Origin of the sequence: Desulfotomaculum copahuensis (assembly GCF_001655685.1) — a bacterium.
Lineage (GTDB): Bacteria > Bacillota > Desulfotomaculia > Desulfotomaculales > Desulfovirgulaceae > Desulfotomaculum_G > Desulfotomaculum_G copahuensis.
On the sequence record NZ_LYVF01000185.1, the window covers coordinates 1 to 13142 of the forward strand.

Annotated in this window: 15 protein-coding genes, 1 tRNA gene and 1 riboswitch; of the genes, 2 read left to right on the forward strand and 14 right to left on the reverse strand. The window is 58.7% G+C overall.

Annotated elements, in window-relative coordinates; genetic code table 11:
• On the forward strand, positions 1 to 185 hold a 185-nt coding region (locus A6M21_RS19020), incomplete at its 5' end, for a hypothetical protein (protein ID WP_207644554.1).
• Positions 186 to 307: 122 nt separating this feature from the next.
• Here A6M21_RS19020 and A6M21_RS14855 read toward each other — a convergent pair.
• Positions 308 to 382: transfer RNA gene (locus A6M21_RS14855), tRNA-Arg, on the reverse strand.
• Between the two features lie 79 nt (positions 383 to 461).
• Entirely contained in the window at positions 462 to 1475 is a 1014-nt protein-coding gene (locus A6M21_RS14860) for an L-lactate dehydrogenase (protein WP_078060757.1), read from the reverse strand.
• Positions 1476 to 1858: 383 nt separating this feature from the next.
• Between A6M21_RS14860 and A6M21_RS14865 the strand changes: the two genes are divergently transcribed.
• Positions 1859 to 2788: a polysaccharide deacetylase family protein gene (locus A6M21_RS14865; protein ID WP_151191970.1), complete on the forward strand. Its 930-nt coding sequence runs from the start codon at positions 1859 to 1861 to the stop codon at positions 2786 to 2788.
• A 279-nt stretch (positions 2789 to 3067) separates the two neighbouring features.
• Here A6M21_RS14865 and A6M21_RS14870 read toward each other — a convergent pair whose 3' ends face one another.
• The 12 genes from A6M21_RS14870 to tsaE all read right to left on the reverse strand — a co-directional run bounded on the left by A6M21_RS14870 (position 3068) and on the right by tsaE (position 13124).
• Entirely contained in the window at positions 3068 to 3898 is an 831-nt protein-coding gene (locus A6M21_RS14870; RefSeq protein WP_066670395.1) for an ABC transporter permease subunit, read from the reverse strand.
• Between the two features lie 210 nt (positions 3899 to 4108).
• Positions 4109 to 5017 (reverse strand): ABC transporter ATP-binding protein, encoded by a 909-nt coding sequence (locus A6M21_RS14875; protein WP_201721909.1) that lies wholly within the window; start codon positions 5015 to 5017, stop codon positions 4109 to 4111.
• A gap of 159 nt (positions 5018 to 5176) precedes the next feature.
• Positions 5177 to 6520, reverse strand: a complete 1344-nt coding sequence (locus A6M21_RS14880; protein ID WP_066670402.1) for an anti-sigma factor family protein — start codon at positions 6518 to 6520, stop codon at positions 5177 to 5179.
• Positions 6520 to 7062 carry an RNA polymerase sigma factor SigX gene (locus A6M21_RS14885; protein ID WP_242868869.1) on the reverse strand — a complete coding sequence of 181 codons (543 nt, stop codon included), beginning with the start codon at positions 7060 to 7062 and terminating at the stop codon, positions 6520 to 6522. Before A6M21_RS14885 ends, A6M21_RS14880 begins: the two co-directional genes overlap by 1 nt.
• 499 nt (positions 7063 to 7561) lie before the next feature.
• The gene (locus A6M21_RS14895) at positions 7562 to 8488 is read right to left on the reverse strand and encodes an energy-coupling factor ABC transporter ATP-binding protein (protein ID WP_066670406.1); all 927 of its coding nucleotides are present in this window, start codon (positions 8486 to 8488) and stop codon (positions 7562 to 7564) included.
• The gene (gene cbiQ / locus A6M21_RS14900) at positions 8469 to 9269 is read right to left on the reverse strand and encodes a cobalt ECF transporter T component CbiQ (RefSeq protein WP_066670407.1); all 801 of its coding nucleotides are present in this window, start codon (positions 9267 to 9269) and stop codon (positions 8469 to 8471) included. Before cbiQ ends, A6M21_RS14895 begins: the two co-directional genes overlap by 20 nt.
• 15 nt (positions 9270 to 9284) lie before the next feature.
• On the reverse strand, positions 9285 to 9620 hold the full coding sequence (locus A6M21_RS14905) for an energy-coupling factor ABC transporter substrate-binding protein (protein ID WP_066670409.1): 336 nt from the start codon (positions 9618 to 9620) through the stop codon (positions 9285 to 9287).
• Positions 9620 to 10378: an energy-coupling factor ABC transporter permease gene (locus A6M21_RS14910; protein ID WP_066670411.1), complete on the reverse strand. Its 759-nt coding sequence runs from the start codon at positions 10376 to 10378 to the stop codon at positions 9620 to 9622. Before A6M21_RS14910 ends, A6M21_RS14905 begins: the two co-directional genes overlap by 1 nt.
• A 718-nt stretch (positions 10379 to 11096) precedes the next feature.
• Positions 11097 to 11263, reverse strand: a riboswitch (cobalamin riboswitch).
• Between the two features lie 83 nt (positions 11264 to 11346).
• Positions 11347 to 11487 (reverse strand): hypothetical protein, encoded by a 141-nt coding sequence (locus A6M21_RS18845; protein ID WP_161486090.1) that lies wholly within the window; start codon positions 11485 to 11487, stop codon positions 11347 to 11349.
• Positions 11484 to 11957 (reverse strand): ribosomal protein S18-alanine N-acetyltransferase, encoded by a 474-nt coding sequence (gene rimI, locus A6M21_RS14920; RefSeq protein ID WP_066670426.1) that lies wholly within the window; start codon positions 11955 to 11957, stop codon positions 11484 to 11486. The genes A6M21_RS18845 and rimI overlap by 4 nt, the downstream gene beginning before the upstream one ends.
• Positions 11954 to 12664, reverse strand: coding sequence for a tRNA (adenosine(37)-N6)-threonylcarbamoyltransferase complex dimerization subunit type 1 TsaB (tsaB, locus tag A6M21_RS14925; RefSeq protein ID WP_066670429.1), 711 nt, complete (start codon positions 12662 to 12664; stop codon positions 11954 to 11956). The genes rimI and tsaB overlap by 4 nt, the downstream gene beginning before the upstream one ends.
• A complete protein-coding gene (gene tsaE / locus A6M21_RS14930; protein ID WP_066670432.1) occupies positions 12645 to 13124 on the reverse strand; it encodes a tRNA (adenosine(37)-N6)-threonylcarbamoyltransferase complex ATPase subunit type 1 TsaE in 480 nt (159 codons plus the stop codon). The genes tsaB and tsaE overlap by 20 nt, the downstream gene beginning before the upstream one ends.
• Positions 13125 to 13142: the final 18 nt, after the last annotated feature.

The window sequence follows — 13142 nt, forward strand, 5'->3', positions numbered from 1 at the left end:
CGGAGGAGGTTTTTATTAACTCAAAGATGTCAAGCCTGCTGGCCTTCAACGGCATTCCAACCCCAACCCCAACCCATGCCAAATACAAGCAGGATCAGGACCAAAAAAAGGATGAAGGAACCGTCGAATTGAGTGGTTTTCATTCTTTTTACCTCCTTATCCGTAATTCTAACAGTATTGTATGAAAACCCCTCCGGTTGTGTTACTGCGGTAATTAAGCGGACCAGCCCGGCCGGGCAAGGATAATGTTTCCATGTGTTATAAAAATTAAAAAAGCCTTGATTTTCAAGGCTTTCGCGGTTTTGGCTGGTGCGCCTGGCAGGAATCGAACCTGCGCTTCCGGCTCCGGAGGCCGGCGCTCTATCCCCTGAGCTACAGGCGCATTAAAATTACTGCAGTAATTATTATATCAAAACCAGCGGAAAACGCAAGCATTTTTAACTGCTCCGGAATCAACACTTTTATTGCACATACTGCTGCGTCACCGTAATCCCCTCCCGCCCGGCGGATACCGGACCATGCGGCAGCGCACCGGGCAGGTCCAGCCTGTCCAGAATCGACTTCAGCACCGCCGCCGAATGATGCAGGGCCTCTTCTTCATCCGGAGCCAGCGGCACCGCCAGCACCCGGGAACGTCCCTGCCGGTTGACTATAGCCGGCAGGCTGAAGCAGACATCGTGGATGCCGTATTCCCCGTTGATCAGGCCGGACACGGTAAGAACGGTGTTCTCGTCCCGCAGAATGCTCTCACAGATACGCTTGACTGCCAGGCCGATGGCGTAGGCGGTAACCCCTTTGCGGGCAATCACTTCGTAGGCGGCGCGACGGACCTGGCTGGAGATTTCCGCCGGATCCGGACAGGGAACACCCCGCCAGCGGCAAAATTCCCGGACCGGAATGCCGGCGATGTTGGCCCGGCTCCACAGGGGCACCTCCGTATCCCCGTGCTCACCCACCACATAGGCGTGAATATTGCGCGGCTCCACCCGGCAGTGGGAACTGATCAGATAACGGAAACGCGAGCTGTCCAGTACGGTACCGGAACCAACCACCCGCTCCGGGGGCAATTGCGCCAGGTGCAGGGCGGCGTAAGTGAGAACATCCACCGGATTGGCCACCATGAGCAAAACGCCTTCGTCACTCAGTGGCATGAGCCGGGGCAGGACATCTTTCAGGATTTGATAATTCTTGTTCACCAGGTCCAGACGGGTTTCTCCGGGTTTCTGGTTGGCCCCGGCGGAAAAAATGATTACATCGGCATCATGGCAGTCGTGATAGTCGCCGGCGTAAACCCGGATCGGTTTGATGAATGAGGCGCCGTGAGCCATGTCCATGGCTTCCCCTTCCGCCCGCTCCCGGTTGATATCCACCAGCACCAGTTCGCTGACCAGGCCGCTCATCATCACGGCATAGGCGCAGGCGGAACCCACCGCACCAACCCCCACCACGGCAATCTTCCTTTTATCGTCAGCCATTGTAAACCTCCAGTACGGAATTTGTTTTGTCCGGATTTTCAAGCGCAGTCGTAACTGCAACCGGAACTATTTTTCCCCGCCCCGGCCTGATCATACCAGTGTATTAAAACGGACGGCCGGGCGAAAGCAGTCATTATGTACTCTTCTTAGCCGGCATTTTTAAACGGAACTTTTTATAAAGCAATAAAAAAAAGTGCCCGGGCTTGTCCAGGCATAATTATGAGCCACAAACCGGGCACAGGCCGGGAAAATACTTTTGCACGGACCTTCGACAAAATGTATAGTAGAGCTTAGAGCAAAGCATCATACGGCGGGAAAGTGCACCGCCAAGGAAAGGGGGACGGCCGTTGCTTCACCCGCCGGGTGAAAGGCGGCCGAAATTTATGCCGAAGCGCATTGTTGTTTCCGGCGGCATGCTGGTAATTGTGCTGTTGCTCATGCTTGCCGCCCTGGCCGGTTGCGGGCCGCAACCGGCAAATAAAAAAGCCGCGTTTAACAGTGAAATCAACCAACCGGTAAACCAATCAACCGGCACCGCCAAACCCGGTCAGCCGGCGGCACCGGGCACAATCCCCGGGGCCGAAGCCGGTTCCACCGGCACAAACAACCCCACGATCTCCACGCATGTATACCAGTCCGGCGCCACCGGGAACAAACGCGTTTATCTGACTTTTGACGACGGGCCGAACAACTTTTTCACTCCGCGCATCCTGGGCATTTTAAAACAAAACGGCGCCCGCGCCACCTTCATGGTGGTGGGCACGAATGTAGTGAAAAACCCGGATGTAGTGCAACTTATTCTGGCTGATGGCGATGGTCTGGCCAATCATACATACAGCCATGATTATAAGAAAATATACCGTTCGCCGGAAGCATTCATCGCCGATTTGAACCGCTGCAGCGAGGCCGTGCAGGCAATTACCGGCCAACCGGTGAAAGTCTTCCGCGCTCCGGGCGGGCCGGAAAATCTGAAGCCGGCCTTTTGGCAGGCGGTCAAGGCCAACGGTTATTATTCAGTCGGTTGGAATGTGGTGGGCGGGGATGCCAACCCACACGGGGTTACTGCGGACCAGGTTTACAACAACGTGGTGAGCGGGCTGGATAAAGTGGAAAAGCTGCACCTGACACCAATCATCCTGCTTCATGACGGGACACAGCTGGAAACCATGAACGCACCGCCCAACTCGGCCACCGGGCGTTATATCGCCAGCCGGGAGGCCGTAATCAGCGCCCTGCCGAAGATTATCGAACTGCTCAAATCCAGGAGCTACAGTTTCGCCATCGCTGATCAGAACACTCCGGCAGCATGGTAGAGGCAGCATGGTAGATTAGGGGGCATAAATTACCGTACAAATTTTGATTTCTCCGGCATACCCATTTTACAAACCGCTGTCCGGTTTGTAAAATGGACGGGGGATTTAATCCAGGGTCCGTTCGTCCCACGGCATTGGCTTGAAGCGCAAGGACGAGCATATTTGCCTGTGTAAGCGGGGAAGGACCGGCTTCTTGAAACCGGCCCTTCCCCACTTTGTTTTCTATGGATATTTTGCTTCTTTTATGCCGGTGACACGTCAACAGCATGAAGTTATCTGTTAAAAATCCCGGCGGTTGAAGTTGCGTACCGCCAGCGCCACCGCCACCAAAAGGTAGGCGATGGTATAGACCAGCATCCACACGCTGGGCTCCACCTGAGCGCCGAAAGGACCCATCTGAGTCAATGCCTGCAGGGGTGTGGCGGTAGGTGTCAACAATATGTAGACAATTTTGCGATACAGGGCATCCACCGGCATGATCAGGCTGGAAATTATACCGATTTGCTGCAGGGACTGAACGTGCAACAGCCAGCCGATCTGCTCCAGCATACCGCCCACCATAGCTACCGCGTAGAGCATAAACATTAATATACCATTGGCCAGGGTAGGCAATAATGTACTTCCCAGCACGGTCACGGCCAGCAGCACCAGCGGCTGCAGGCAGAACAGGGCCAGGGCGCCGCCCTGACCGCCCGGCGCAAGACTGGTATATCCCCGCACGATGGCGCCGATGGCCAGGAAGAACAAAGCGGCGTAAACCACCAGCGCCAGAGCGTAGCCGAGGAATTTGCCCAGCAAAATCTCCGCCCGCCGCACCGGGGTGGCCACCAGGCCGTAGACAGTACCGTTTTCCACCTCCCCCGAAACGGCGCCCAGGGCGGAAAAAACGGCCAGAAAAGAAACGATGAAACTGCCGAAATAAAGGCCGGCGGAAAAAATCTGCGGGATCACAATTGATTTCGCCAGGGGATCAAGATCACCACTGTGCAGGGCCAACTGACGCACAGCCAGGCCGTATAAAACAAGAAAAGCCACCACCATCAGCAGGGTTACCGCCAGCACCCGCCGGTGCAGCATTTCCCGCCAGGTATACAGGATCATGGTCAACATATGGTATTGCCCCCGTTCTTGTACCGCATCACCACAACGGGTATCCCCATGCGCCGCCGGCATTCACCGGACGGCTTTCCCCGGGAAAGTGCCGGTTGCAGGCGCCATTTACGTCCGATTCAGCCGGGCCGGATACCGGATGGTATGGAACCGTCCCCGGGTCCGGAAACCGGACCCCTTCAACCGGGCCTGCGCTCCCTTCCAATGGTTTTAATTTTCATTGCCGATCAGATCCACAAACAGTTCCTCCAGGGAACGCTGGCCGGGCACCAGGGAATACAGCCGGGCACCGTGGGCGAGCACCAATTCGGCCACCCGGGCCAAATCCTCACGGCCGGCCAGGGTCAGTCTGGCCCGCCGCTCCACCCGGGTAAAGCCGGTAGACAGGTGCGCCAGTGCCGCCTCCAGTTCCGGCGTCCACCCCTCCACTTCCAATGACACTTCCAGATTGACGCTCAACAGTTCTTCCAGCGCCCCGTCGGCCACTATGCGTCCCTTGCGGATCACCGCCACCCGGTCGCAAACCTGCTCCACCTCGCCGAGCAGGTGACTGTTCAAGAAAACTGTCTTTCCCCCGCTTTTCAATGCGCTGATGATTTCCCTGACCTCCCGCCGGCCCAAAGGGTCCAGCGCCGATGTGGGCTCGTCCAGGAAAATCAAATCCGGATCGGGCAGCAGCGCGCAGGCCAGGCCCAGGCGCTGTTGCATGCCCTTACTGAAGGACCGGACACGCTGTTTCTCCCGCCCGGTCAAACCAACCGTCTCCAGCACCAGCGGTATGCGCCGGCGCCTGGTTACGGCGTCCAGATGATACAGCCCGGCATAAAAATCCAGTACCTCCCGTCCGGTCATCCAGTCCGGGTAGCGAAAGAGCTCGGGCAAAAAACCGGTGCGCCGCCGGGCCGCCCTGTCGCCCAGCGGACGGCCCAACAGGCGCGCCCGGCCGGCGGTCGGCGTCAGCAATCCAACCAGCATTTTAACCAGTGTACTTTTGCCGGCGCCATTGGGGCCCAGAAAACCAAAAACATGCCCCCGGGGAACGGACAGGCAAATATCCGCGCAACCGGTTTTGGAGCCGAAGTTTTTAGTCAGGTGGTTTGTTTCAATGGCCAGATCCATCCACCAGTCCCCCTGCCGTTACCACTGTAAGGGGGCCGGACGGCCGCCTTACAGTGGCGGTTTTTAGCTTTGGCCGGCTTTCAGTTTAACTGAATCCAGACATGTGGCAAATGTGACTTTAACCCGGTGAACAGTGGCGTGAACCAGTCAGGTGAACGCTTATTTCATCTGTGCCGCCAGGTTCAGGGCTTCCGTCTGGTTTAGCCGCGGCCCGCCGATAGCATAAACCATACCGTTATGCTGCCAGATCAATGCTGAAGCGCTCACATCTTTAGACCGGTATTGAGGACTATCCGGCCGGTACGAGTGTGTGGAGACGAATGGTGAACCAACCGTCTCTTTATTACCCGGCTCACTGTTGGCGGCCGCCGGCTTAATAAAAATCCCCTGCACTCCATTCACCTGCACTTGCTGTGCACTGCCCTGCGGTACGGGAACGAGCAGCGTATGCTGCCAGTCGGAAACGGCGGCCAGCTGCTGACGCAGGTTTTCCGGCAACGCCGGGATGGCCAGCAACGCCCGGCGCACGGCCTCTACATCGGTGCCCGGCGGCACGCTCAGTTCCGGGCTGCGGCCCTGGGCCACGATCAAGGATTCACCCCGTCCGCCGGTGGACGGGTATTCAGCTACCACTCCAGCCGGCACCTGCATGGAAAAAGTGCGCCCGTTCAACGAATCCGGCAGCAGTTGTTTACTGCCCAAGGATTTGAGCAGGCTGTTGGCGCGCTCCGTATCCAGGGTCAGCTTGACCGTGGAACCGGACTGCACGGCCAGCCGGGGCGGGCCATAGCCGGCCGGGGCCGCCGGCAACCTGACGGGAAAGCCCGCTGCCATTTGCGCCGCCGCCAGGGTTACGTCCCGTTCCATTTGTGGTTTGCCCGTCACTTCAAACCGCCCCAGGTTGTTTACATCAACCCGGCCGTTGCCGTTTTCAAAGGCCCTTTGCAGCTGCGCCATGTCCTGCGGATTGATCGTCACGGCCTGCACCTGCTCCACCCGGAAAATGGTCAACAGTTCACCGGCAAAACTACGCACGGAAGAAAAACTCATTGCTACCGACAGGGCCAGCACCAGGCCGGCCGCCACAGCCCATTTTTTATATTTACCCATATTGTTCATAACCCCCCGTATGTTTTTCCGCCGGCCAGGCGGGGCAGGCGAAATCCTGTCCGGCGCCGCCCCGCCTGACCGCAAAACGGTGTTGGGCGTAATCAGCGCCATACAGTCAGCTCCGGCGTTTGCGCCGGCATTTCCGCCCGTTTGTCCCGGCCTGCCATCCAGCATGGTTTCCAGTCCCGCCCGGGCGGGGCCGGTGTTTTTTCTTTCCCGGGAGCACAGATAAGGAATCAGGTGATCAGACGCGAACCGGCTATTTTCCGCCAGCACCACCAGGCGGCGCCGGCATCGGGGGCAGGAGGCCAGGTGGGTTTCCACGGCCGGAGCATCCCCGGCGGTTAATTCACCGTCCAGATAGGCCTGCAGCTTACCTTCATCCGGGCACATCATCCATCCCTCCCTGACAACCGTGCGTATTCTTCCCGGAAGCGCGCCTGGGCACGGGCCAGCAGCGTACCCACCGAACCAGGCTTGACGTCAATCAAGGCAGCGATCTCCCTGTATCCGGCCCCGGAAAAGCGGAGCAACAAACAGGTACGATCCCGCTCCGGCAAGTGGTCCAGCACCTGCTGCACCAGGCGTGTCTCCTCCCGCCGCAGGGCCTCCTCCTCACAGGAAGGAAGCATTGTCGCTTCTTCTATTCCCTGCGCCGACTCCCGCCGGCGGCGGTTATTTTCACCGCGCAGGTGGTTGTAGGCCAGGTTGGTAGCCACCCGGGCCAGCCAGCCGGCCAGGTTTTCCTGATTTACCGGCGGCGCCTGGTAAAGCTTGAGGAATGTCTCCTGGGCCACATCCTCCGCTGCTGCCGGGTTGCCCAAAATGCAGGCGGCACGGCGGTACACGGCGGGATAGTGTGAATCAAACAGTTCTTTGAAGCGGCCGGCGGGAAGAGCACCCCCGCCGGCCGGGGATAACGGGAAAATGATCACTGCACCTCCCCGGAAGGATCCTTCACTTATATAACACCCCGGCCCATACTTTTGTGACAGGGTGATTCAGGATAACGTCAAAATTACTTTTTGGCCCGCAATATATAGGGCATGCATTTACCGTTTACTGCCGCATACGGTATTGGAATGGACTTTGACGTAATCTTGCAGGTAATTATAAACTTAAAAGGCCGGGACGTAAACCCCGGCCCTTTGCTGCCACTGCCCGGTGCAATAAATACTGTTGACACCTTGAAGCTCAACTGTAACTTGCACGATAAAGCTATTGGCCCCAAACCATCAATGCTCCGTATAACGATATTTCTGTATTTCATGATCAACGTTTTGCTGCCCGTCACGTATTTTACGGACAACTCCCCCACGGCATAAAATATCAGTGCCTGGATCCATATGATCACGGACATGTTCCGGACCGGTCATTGCCCCGGCCCCCTCCCGGCAGCTGTCCGCCGGATTGCCGGGTCTCCCGCCGCAAGCCTCACCGCCGGCGGGCGCTGCAGGCCGCACAGGCGGGAGTCCCTTCCCGGTCCAGCACATATACCGGGGCCGGGCCGCCCGTGCCGGGGGCGCGGCGGGTCGGAACGAGCTCAAAAAGCTCCGTCCAGCTGCGGGGCAACGGCAAATCGGCGGGCAACAACCCCTTGTTCCGCAACTGGGCCCAGGTCTCCACCAGCCGGGGGCGGGCCAGGTCCGCCCGGAACAACAGTTCCCCGTCCTGGAACACTTCTTCCGGCGTACCCTCCCCGATTACCGTCCCGTGCATCATGATGAAGATGTAATCCGCCCAGGAATAGGCCATATCCACGTCATGGGTGGATAGGATTACCGTCGTGCCGCCATTGTTGATCCGTTTGAACAGCTCCATTACCTGCTCTGCATGTTTGGGATCCAGCCAGGCGGTAGGTTCGTCGCAAATAATCACGGCCGGCTCCATGGCCAGGATGTCGGCAATGGACACCCGCTTCTTCTGCCCGTAGCTCAGCAGGTGCGTCGGCTTGTCCTTCAACCCGGTGATCTCCGTGGCCTGCATGGCTTCCTCCACCCGCCGCCGCACTTCCTCCCGCGGCAGGCCCAGGTTCAAAGGACCAAAGGATATTTCCTGGAAAACGCTGGCCGAAAAAAGCTGGCTGTCGGGATCCTGAAAAACAATGCCCACATTCTTGCGCAGCTGCATCAGCGAGCGGTGGTCATAGCGCACCTCCCGGCCGTCGAAGCGCACCCGGCCGCCGGCCGGCCGCAAAATGCCGTTGAAGTGCAGGAACAGGGTCGTCTTGCCGGCACCGTTGGAGCCCAGCACGGCTACTTTGGCGCCCCGCGGGATACGCATGAACACTCCCTGCAACGCCCTGGTCCCGTCGGGATAGCTGAATTCCACAGTGTCCGCTTCAAGGATGAATTCGGGCAATAAGGCCACCTCCAGTGTAAAGGGCCAGGACGGCCAGGAACAGGTCCACCGCGGCAATGAGCATGATGTTTGACCGGGACGGCGCCCGCGGCGTTTCAAGCACACGCAAATCCCCGTTATAACAGCGCGACTGCAAAGCGGTAAACAACGCCTGGGAGCGGTGATAGGACTTGCCGAACAGGTTGGCCACCAGCTGGCCCAGGGAGATGTACGCAGTTTTTATACTGGCGTATCCCCAGCGGGACGACTGGGCCACATACATTTTTTCCGCTGTTTCCATAATCACAAAAATAAACCGGTAGATCAGACTCATCAATTCCACGAACAGCGCCGGTACTTTAAAACGGCGCAACAGCGAGATGACCTCCACCATGGGCGTGGTCAGGGAAAGGAAATACAGGCAGGAAACCGCACCCAGTGATTTGACGAATAAAAGCACCGCCAGTTGTAAACTTGCCGCTGTAAAACCGATGGTGATGCCGCCCAGCGTCCGGCCGGATAACAACGGCGGCGGCGGTCCGGTCGATATGCTTACCGCCACGGTCAGCACGCCGATGATTAAAAAGGACAGGGGGAGGGTCATCAGTTTCAAGTAAAACCGCCAGGGAATACCCGCCCGGAACAGCACGGCGCCGGTCATGATCAGAAGCACCGCCAGGGGGGCGGCCGGTGAAACACTGGCCAGGCAAATAACCATGGTCACCAGGGCGAAGGCGAGTTTTTCCCCCGGATGAACAGGGCGCAGGCGGCTGGTATAGGCATACTGATCAATAGCAAACATCACCCGTCCCCCCTGTTAATTCCCGGCAACCGGTTTCTGCCGGCTGACGCCCGCAACTGATTGCTCAGCTGATTCCCGTTTTTTGCGTCCCCGGGCATAGCCCAGGAAATAGCCCACAAAGCCGGCACCCAGGGCCGCCTGCAGGGCGAAAAGAAAAGTTTCCACCTCACCGCTGGGCGGTTCCCAGATGTTCTTGAACCAGGGGTGGTAATTGGGATCAATGCTGGTAATGGCTTTCTCCGCCCGGTCGTCGGCGCCCGCAAACTGCCCGCCCTTGATGAAAACCAGCGGGAAAAAGGCCAGGGCAACCACCAGTAAAATCAAGACGGTGTTTTTCGCCGTACTGCTCATCATGCCCGCACCTCCCGGGTCAATACCGACAGTTCCTCCAGCTCGCGCCGGTTATAGCTGGCCAGGAAATTGATGATCACTATGGTCAGCAGTCCTTCACTGACAGCCAGCGGCACCTGGGTAACGGCAAAGATGCCCATGAACTTGGCCATGGATGCGGCTACACCGCCGGTTGGGGCAGGAAAGGCCAGCGCCAGTTGCAGGGAAGTAGTCACGTAGGTCATCAGATCGCCCAAAGTGGCGGCCAGGAAAACGGACAGCCAGCGGGGCGCTCCCGTCTTCTGGCCGGCTTTAAACAAGGCATAGGAGACCAGCGGGCCCACCACGGCCATGGACACGGTGTTCGCCCCCAGCGTGCTGATGCCGCCGTGGGCCAGCAGCAACGCCTGGAAGATGAGCACGATGCAACCAAGCACGGTCATCGCCGTCGGGCCGAAAAGGATGGCTCCCAGGCCCACCCCGGTGGGATGGGAACAACTGCCGGTAACGGAGGGGATTTTCATCGCCGAAAGGACAAAGGCAAAAGCACCGGACAGACCCAGCAGCATCTTCACCCCGGGATTGGCCTGCACGGTTTTATTGATTGAAATCAGCCCGGCCACTAAAAAGGGGATCATCACCGCATACCAGAATATGCACCATTTCAGGGGCAAAAAACCTTCCATGATGTGCATGGCATAGGCGTTTTGCTGGGGGAACAGCAGGAAATAAACCACCCCGGCCGCCACCAGCAGGGGGAAGGCAAATTTTTTGGACATGTGTACTTTACCTCCTTTTGAAAACATGGCTGCAAGACAGACGCATGCGGCGGTTTCAACCCGTTGGCAGCCCAAAGCGGCTACGTTTAAAGCTGCCTGCGGCCGTAATCCGCCGGATAACCGTCCAGGTACTGTTGCTTTCAGCTTCCCGGCAAATTGACGTGCATCGCTTTGACCGGGCACAAAAGAACCCCCGGTTTGCCGGGGGGCGGCGCCGGTCCGGAACAAATTCAGGACGCGCCGGCCTGCCCCGGACTTGCATCGGTATACACGCACACAATGAAATATCCGGTTTCAACCACGGCCCGGTTTTAATGGACAGATCGCCCTGCCCGCCGGACCGGGGCTTGCTGGATATCAATTCATGTGGCGCGTACCGGGTACAGTTCTACAGGGTCGGGCAGAACCCCAACCCATCAGCCGGCTGCCCATAGATCCGGCGGATTGTTGCCTGCTCGCCCGTGCCTGCTGTACCAAGACCGCGTACAGGAGTAGAATAGGCGCGTCCTGTCTTGCCCGCGCTGGTCATCGCCCCCGCAAGTACGCCCGCGGGCGGTTTTGCGGCGGCTCCCCCGGCAATGGACTTTTATATCGTTTGATTAAGCCCCACCCCTCGGGGTAAGGCACCTATTCTGCAATTAAAATAAAACCTCCTGTTTGGTTACAGGAGGAGTGAGAACTTGACCGTTCATTCACCTCCCCATGGACCGCAGGTACATACGGTGAACCGGAACGAACAGGTTTCCTGACTCATGGATCACCGTCTGCCCGCGCCTTCCCGGCCCTGCCGGCCAGTGGCAACTTGCGGGTGGCTCCCCATTTACAGTGGCGGCACCGCGCTGGACTTGCACCAGCTTCCCTGTCATTCGTTCCTGTATGGAATTATAAGGTATTATAACACAAACCGGTGAGACATGTCCAGAATTATTTGACTGATTCCGGGGTTGACCAACCCGCTAACAGCTGCCTCAACCGCCGCCCCCGGCAAAAAGGAACACCCCCAACCCGGCAGCTACCGCGGCAATCGCCCAACCGGCCGGCAGGTGGAGTAGCAAGCCCGCCCCGGCCAGGACCAGGCCGGCCAGGCGGGCAATCAGCCTGACACTCACGTCACTTCACCACCTTCCCAGGGAAAAAGTTGATCATGCCACATAATCAGCGCATCTTCATTGGTGTCGGTATAATAACCCCGCCGGCGGCCACGTTCTTTGAAGCCAAGGCGTTCGTACAACCGCCTGGCCGTATGGTTGGACGCCCGCACCTCCAGCGTCATCCGGGCCGCTCCGGCCAGGGCCGCCCGGCGCATCAACTCAAGCATCAGCATCATCCCCAGTCCCCGGCCGCGGAAAGCGGCATGAACAGCCACATTGGTTACATGTGCTTCATCCAGGATCAGCCACAGGCCGGCGTAGCCGGCCACCTGTTCACCATTCAGCGCCACCAGGTAGATAGCAAAATCATTCTGGGTCAATTCATAATCAAAAGCCTCCCGGGACCAGGGGGTGGTGAAGGACTCTTTCTCGATCGCGGCCACCTGGGCCAGATGTTCCGGACGCATTTCGCCAATAACGATCTTCATGGGCGGACACCCTGCTTTTGCCGCCACTTTACTTCCGCTTCGGACAGGCGGATGTACCGGGGCAAAAGCAGCAGCGGATCTTCACCCTCTCCCGCGGCCAACCGGGCGAGGCCCAGTTCGGCCACCGCCGCCCCCCGGGGCAGGGCCGCCGCCGCCGGGGCGAAGAAAGCCAGGCCGCCCAAATACCGCTGCAGCATTTCACCGTAAACCGCCACCCCGTCACCGAGCAAGGTGACCGGATGCCCCAGGCTGAAAAGCCGGGCGGCCAGTTTTTCCGGTTCTTCGGCCAGCGGTCCGGCCAGACGGGAAAGCCGCCCCGCCCTGGTTTCATAAACTGCCGTGTAAACCTCGTTTTTTCTGGCGTTCAGGATGGGACAGAGCAACCCGGCCTGTCCGGTCAGAGGATGGGCCAGCGCCTCCAGTGTGCTTATCCCCGTAACGGGCAGGCCCCATACCTGGGCCAGTGTCTTGGCCGTACTCATACCGATGCGCAGGCCGGTGAAGGAACCCGGTCCGGCGGAAACGGCAATACCGTCCAACTGCTCCGGTCCGACCGCCCCGTCTTCGAGCACCGCCTTGATCATGGGCAGCAGGTTCACCGAATGCGTGCGTTGATTATTCACCAGCCGCTCGGCCAGTATTTTTTGTTCATTTATTACCGCCACGGCAGCCACCGGAGTGGCTGCTTCAATTCCCAGCACGTACAAGCGCTGTCAACTCCTCCACCAAACGCCGGTAGCGCCCGCCCCGGGGCAGGAAGGTGATTTCCCGTTTATCCGGATCATTAAAATTCCCCTGAATCATGATTTCCAGCCGTTCCCCGGGCAGGACTCCGGCCACCCGCTCCGCCCATTCCACCAGGGTGACACCGGAACCGTAAAAATATTCCTCATAGCCCAAATCGGCCATTTCTTCCTCTCCGCCCAGACGGTAGACGTCCAGGTGATAAAAGGGCAGCCGTCCGTCATACTCGTTAATCAAAGTGAAGGTGGGGCTGGTCACCGGCCCGGCGACACCCAGGCCGCGCGCCACCCCCCGGGCCAGCACGGTTTTGCCAGCCCCCAGTTCGCCGGACAGGCAGATTAGGTCTCCCGGCGCCAGCAACTCCCCCAGCAGGCGGCCAATTTCCTCCGTCCGGGCGGGGGAACCGGTTCTCAATGTGGTCATGCCACCACCTCAAAAAAT

What these genes read in the sequence shown, in the direction of transcription:
- A6M21_RS14860 (WP_078060757.1), bottom strand. Translation starts at nt 1,475, where the DNA reads ATGGCTGACGATAAAAGGAAGATTGCCGTGGTGGGGGTTGGTGCGGTG.
- A6M21_RS14865 (WP_151191970.1), top strand. Translation starts at nt 1,859, where the DNA reads ATGCCGAAGCGCATTGTTGTTTCCGGCGGCATGCTGGTAATTGTGCTG.
- A6M21_RS14870 (WP_066670395.1), bottom strand. Translation starts at nt 3,898, where the DNA reads ATGTTGACCATGATCCTGTATACCTGGCGGGAAATGCTGCACCGGCGG.
- A6M21_RS14875 (WP_201721909.1), bottom strand. Translation starts at nt 5,017, where the DNA reads ATGGATCTGGCCATTGAAACAAACCACCTGACTAAAAACTTCGGCTCC.
- A6M21_RS14880 (WP_066670402.1), bottom strand. Translation starts at nt 6,520, where the DNA reads ATGTGCCCGGATGAAGGTAAGCTGCAGGCCTATCTGGACGGTGAATTA.
- cbiQ (WP_066670407.1), bottom strand. Translation starts at nt 9,269, where the DNA reads ATGTTTGCTATTGATCAGTATGCCTATACCAGCCGCCTGCGCCCTGTT.
- A6M21_RS14905 (WP_066670409.1), bottom strand. Translation starts at nt 9,620, where the DNA reads ATGAGCAGTACGGCGAAAAACACCGTCTTGATTTTACTGGTGGTTGCC.
- A6M21_RS14910 (WP_066670411.1), bottom strand. Translation starts at nt 10,378, where the DNA reads ATGTCCAAAAAATTTGCCTTCCCCCTGCTGGTGGCGGCCGGGGTGGTT.
- rimI (WP_066670426.1), bottom strand. Translation starts at nt 11,957, where the DNA reads ATGAAGATCGTTATTGGCGAAATGCGTCCGGAACATCTGGCCCAGGTG.
- tsaE (WP_066670432.1), bottom strand. Translation starts at nt 13,124, where the DNA reads ATGACCACATTGAGAACCGGTTCCCCCGCCCGGACGGAGGAAATTGGC.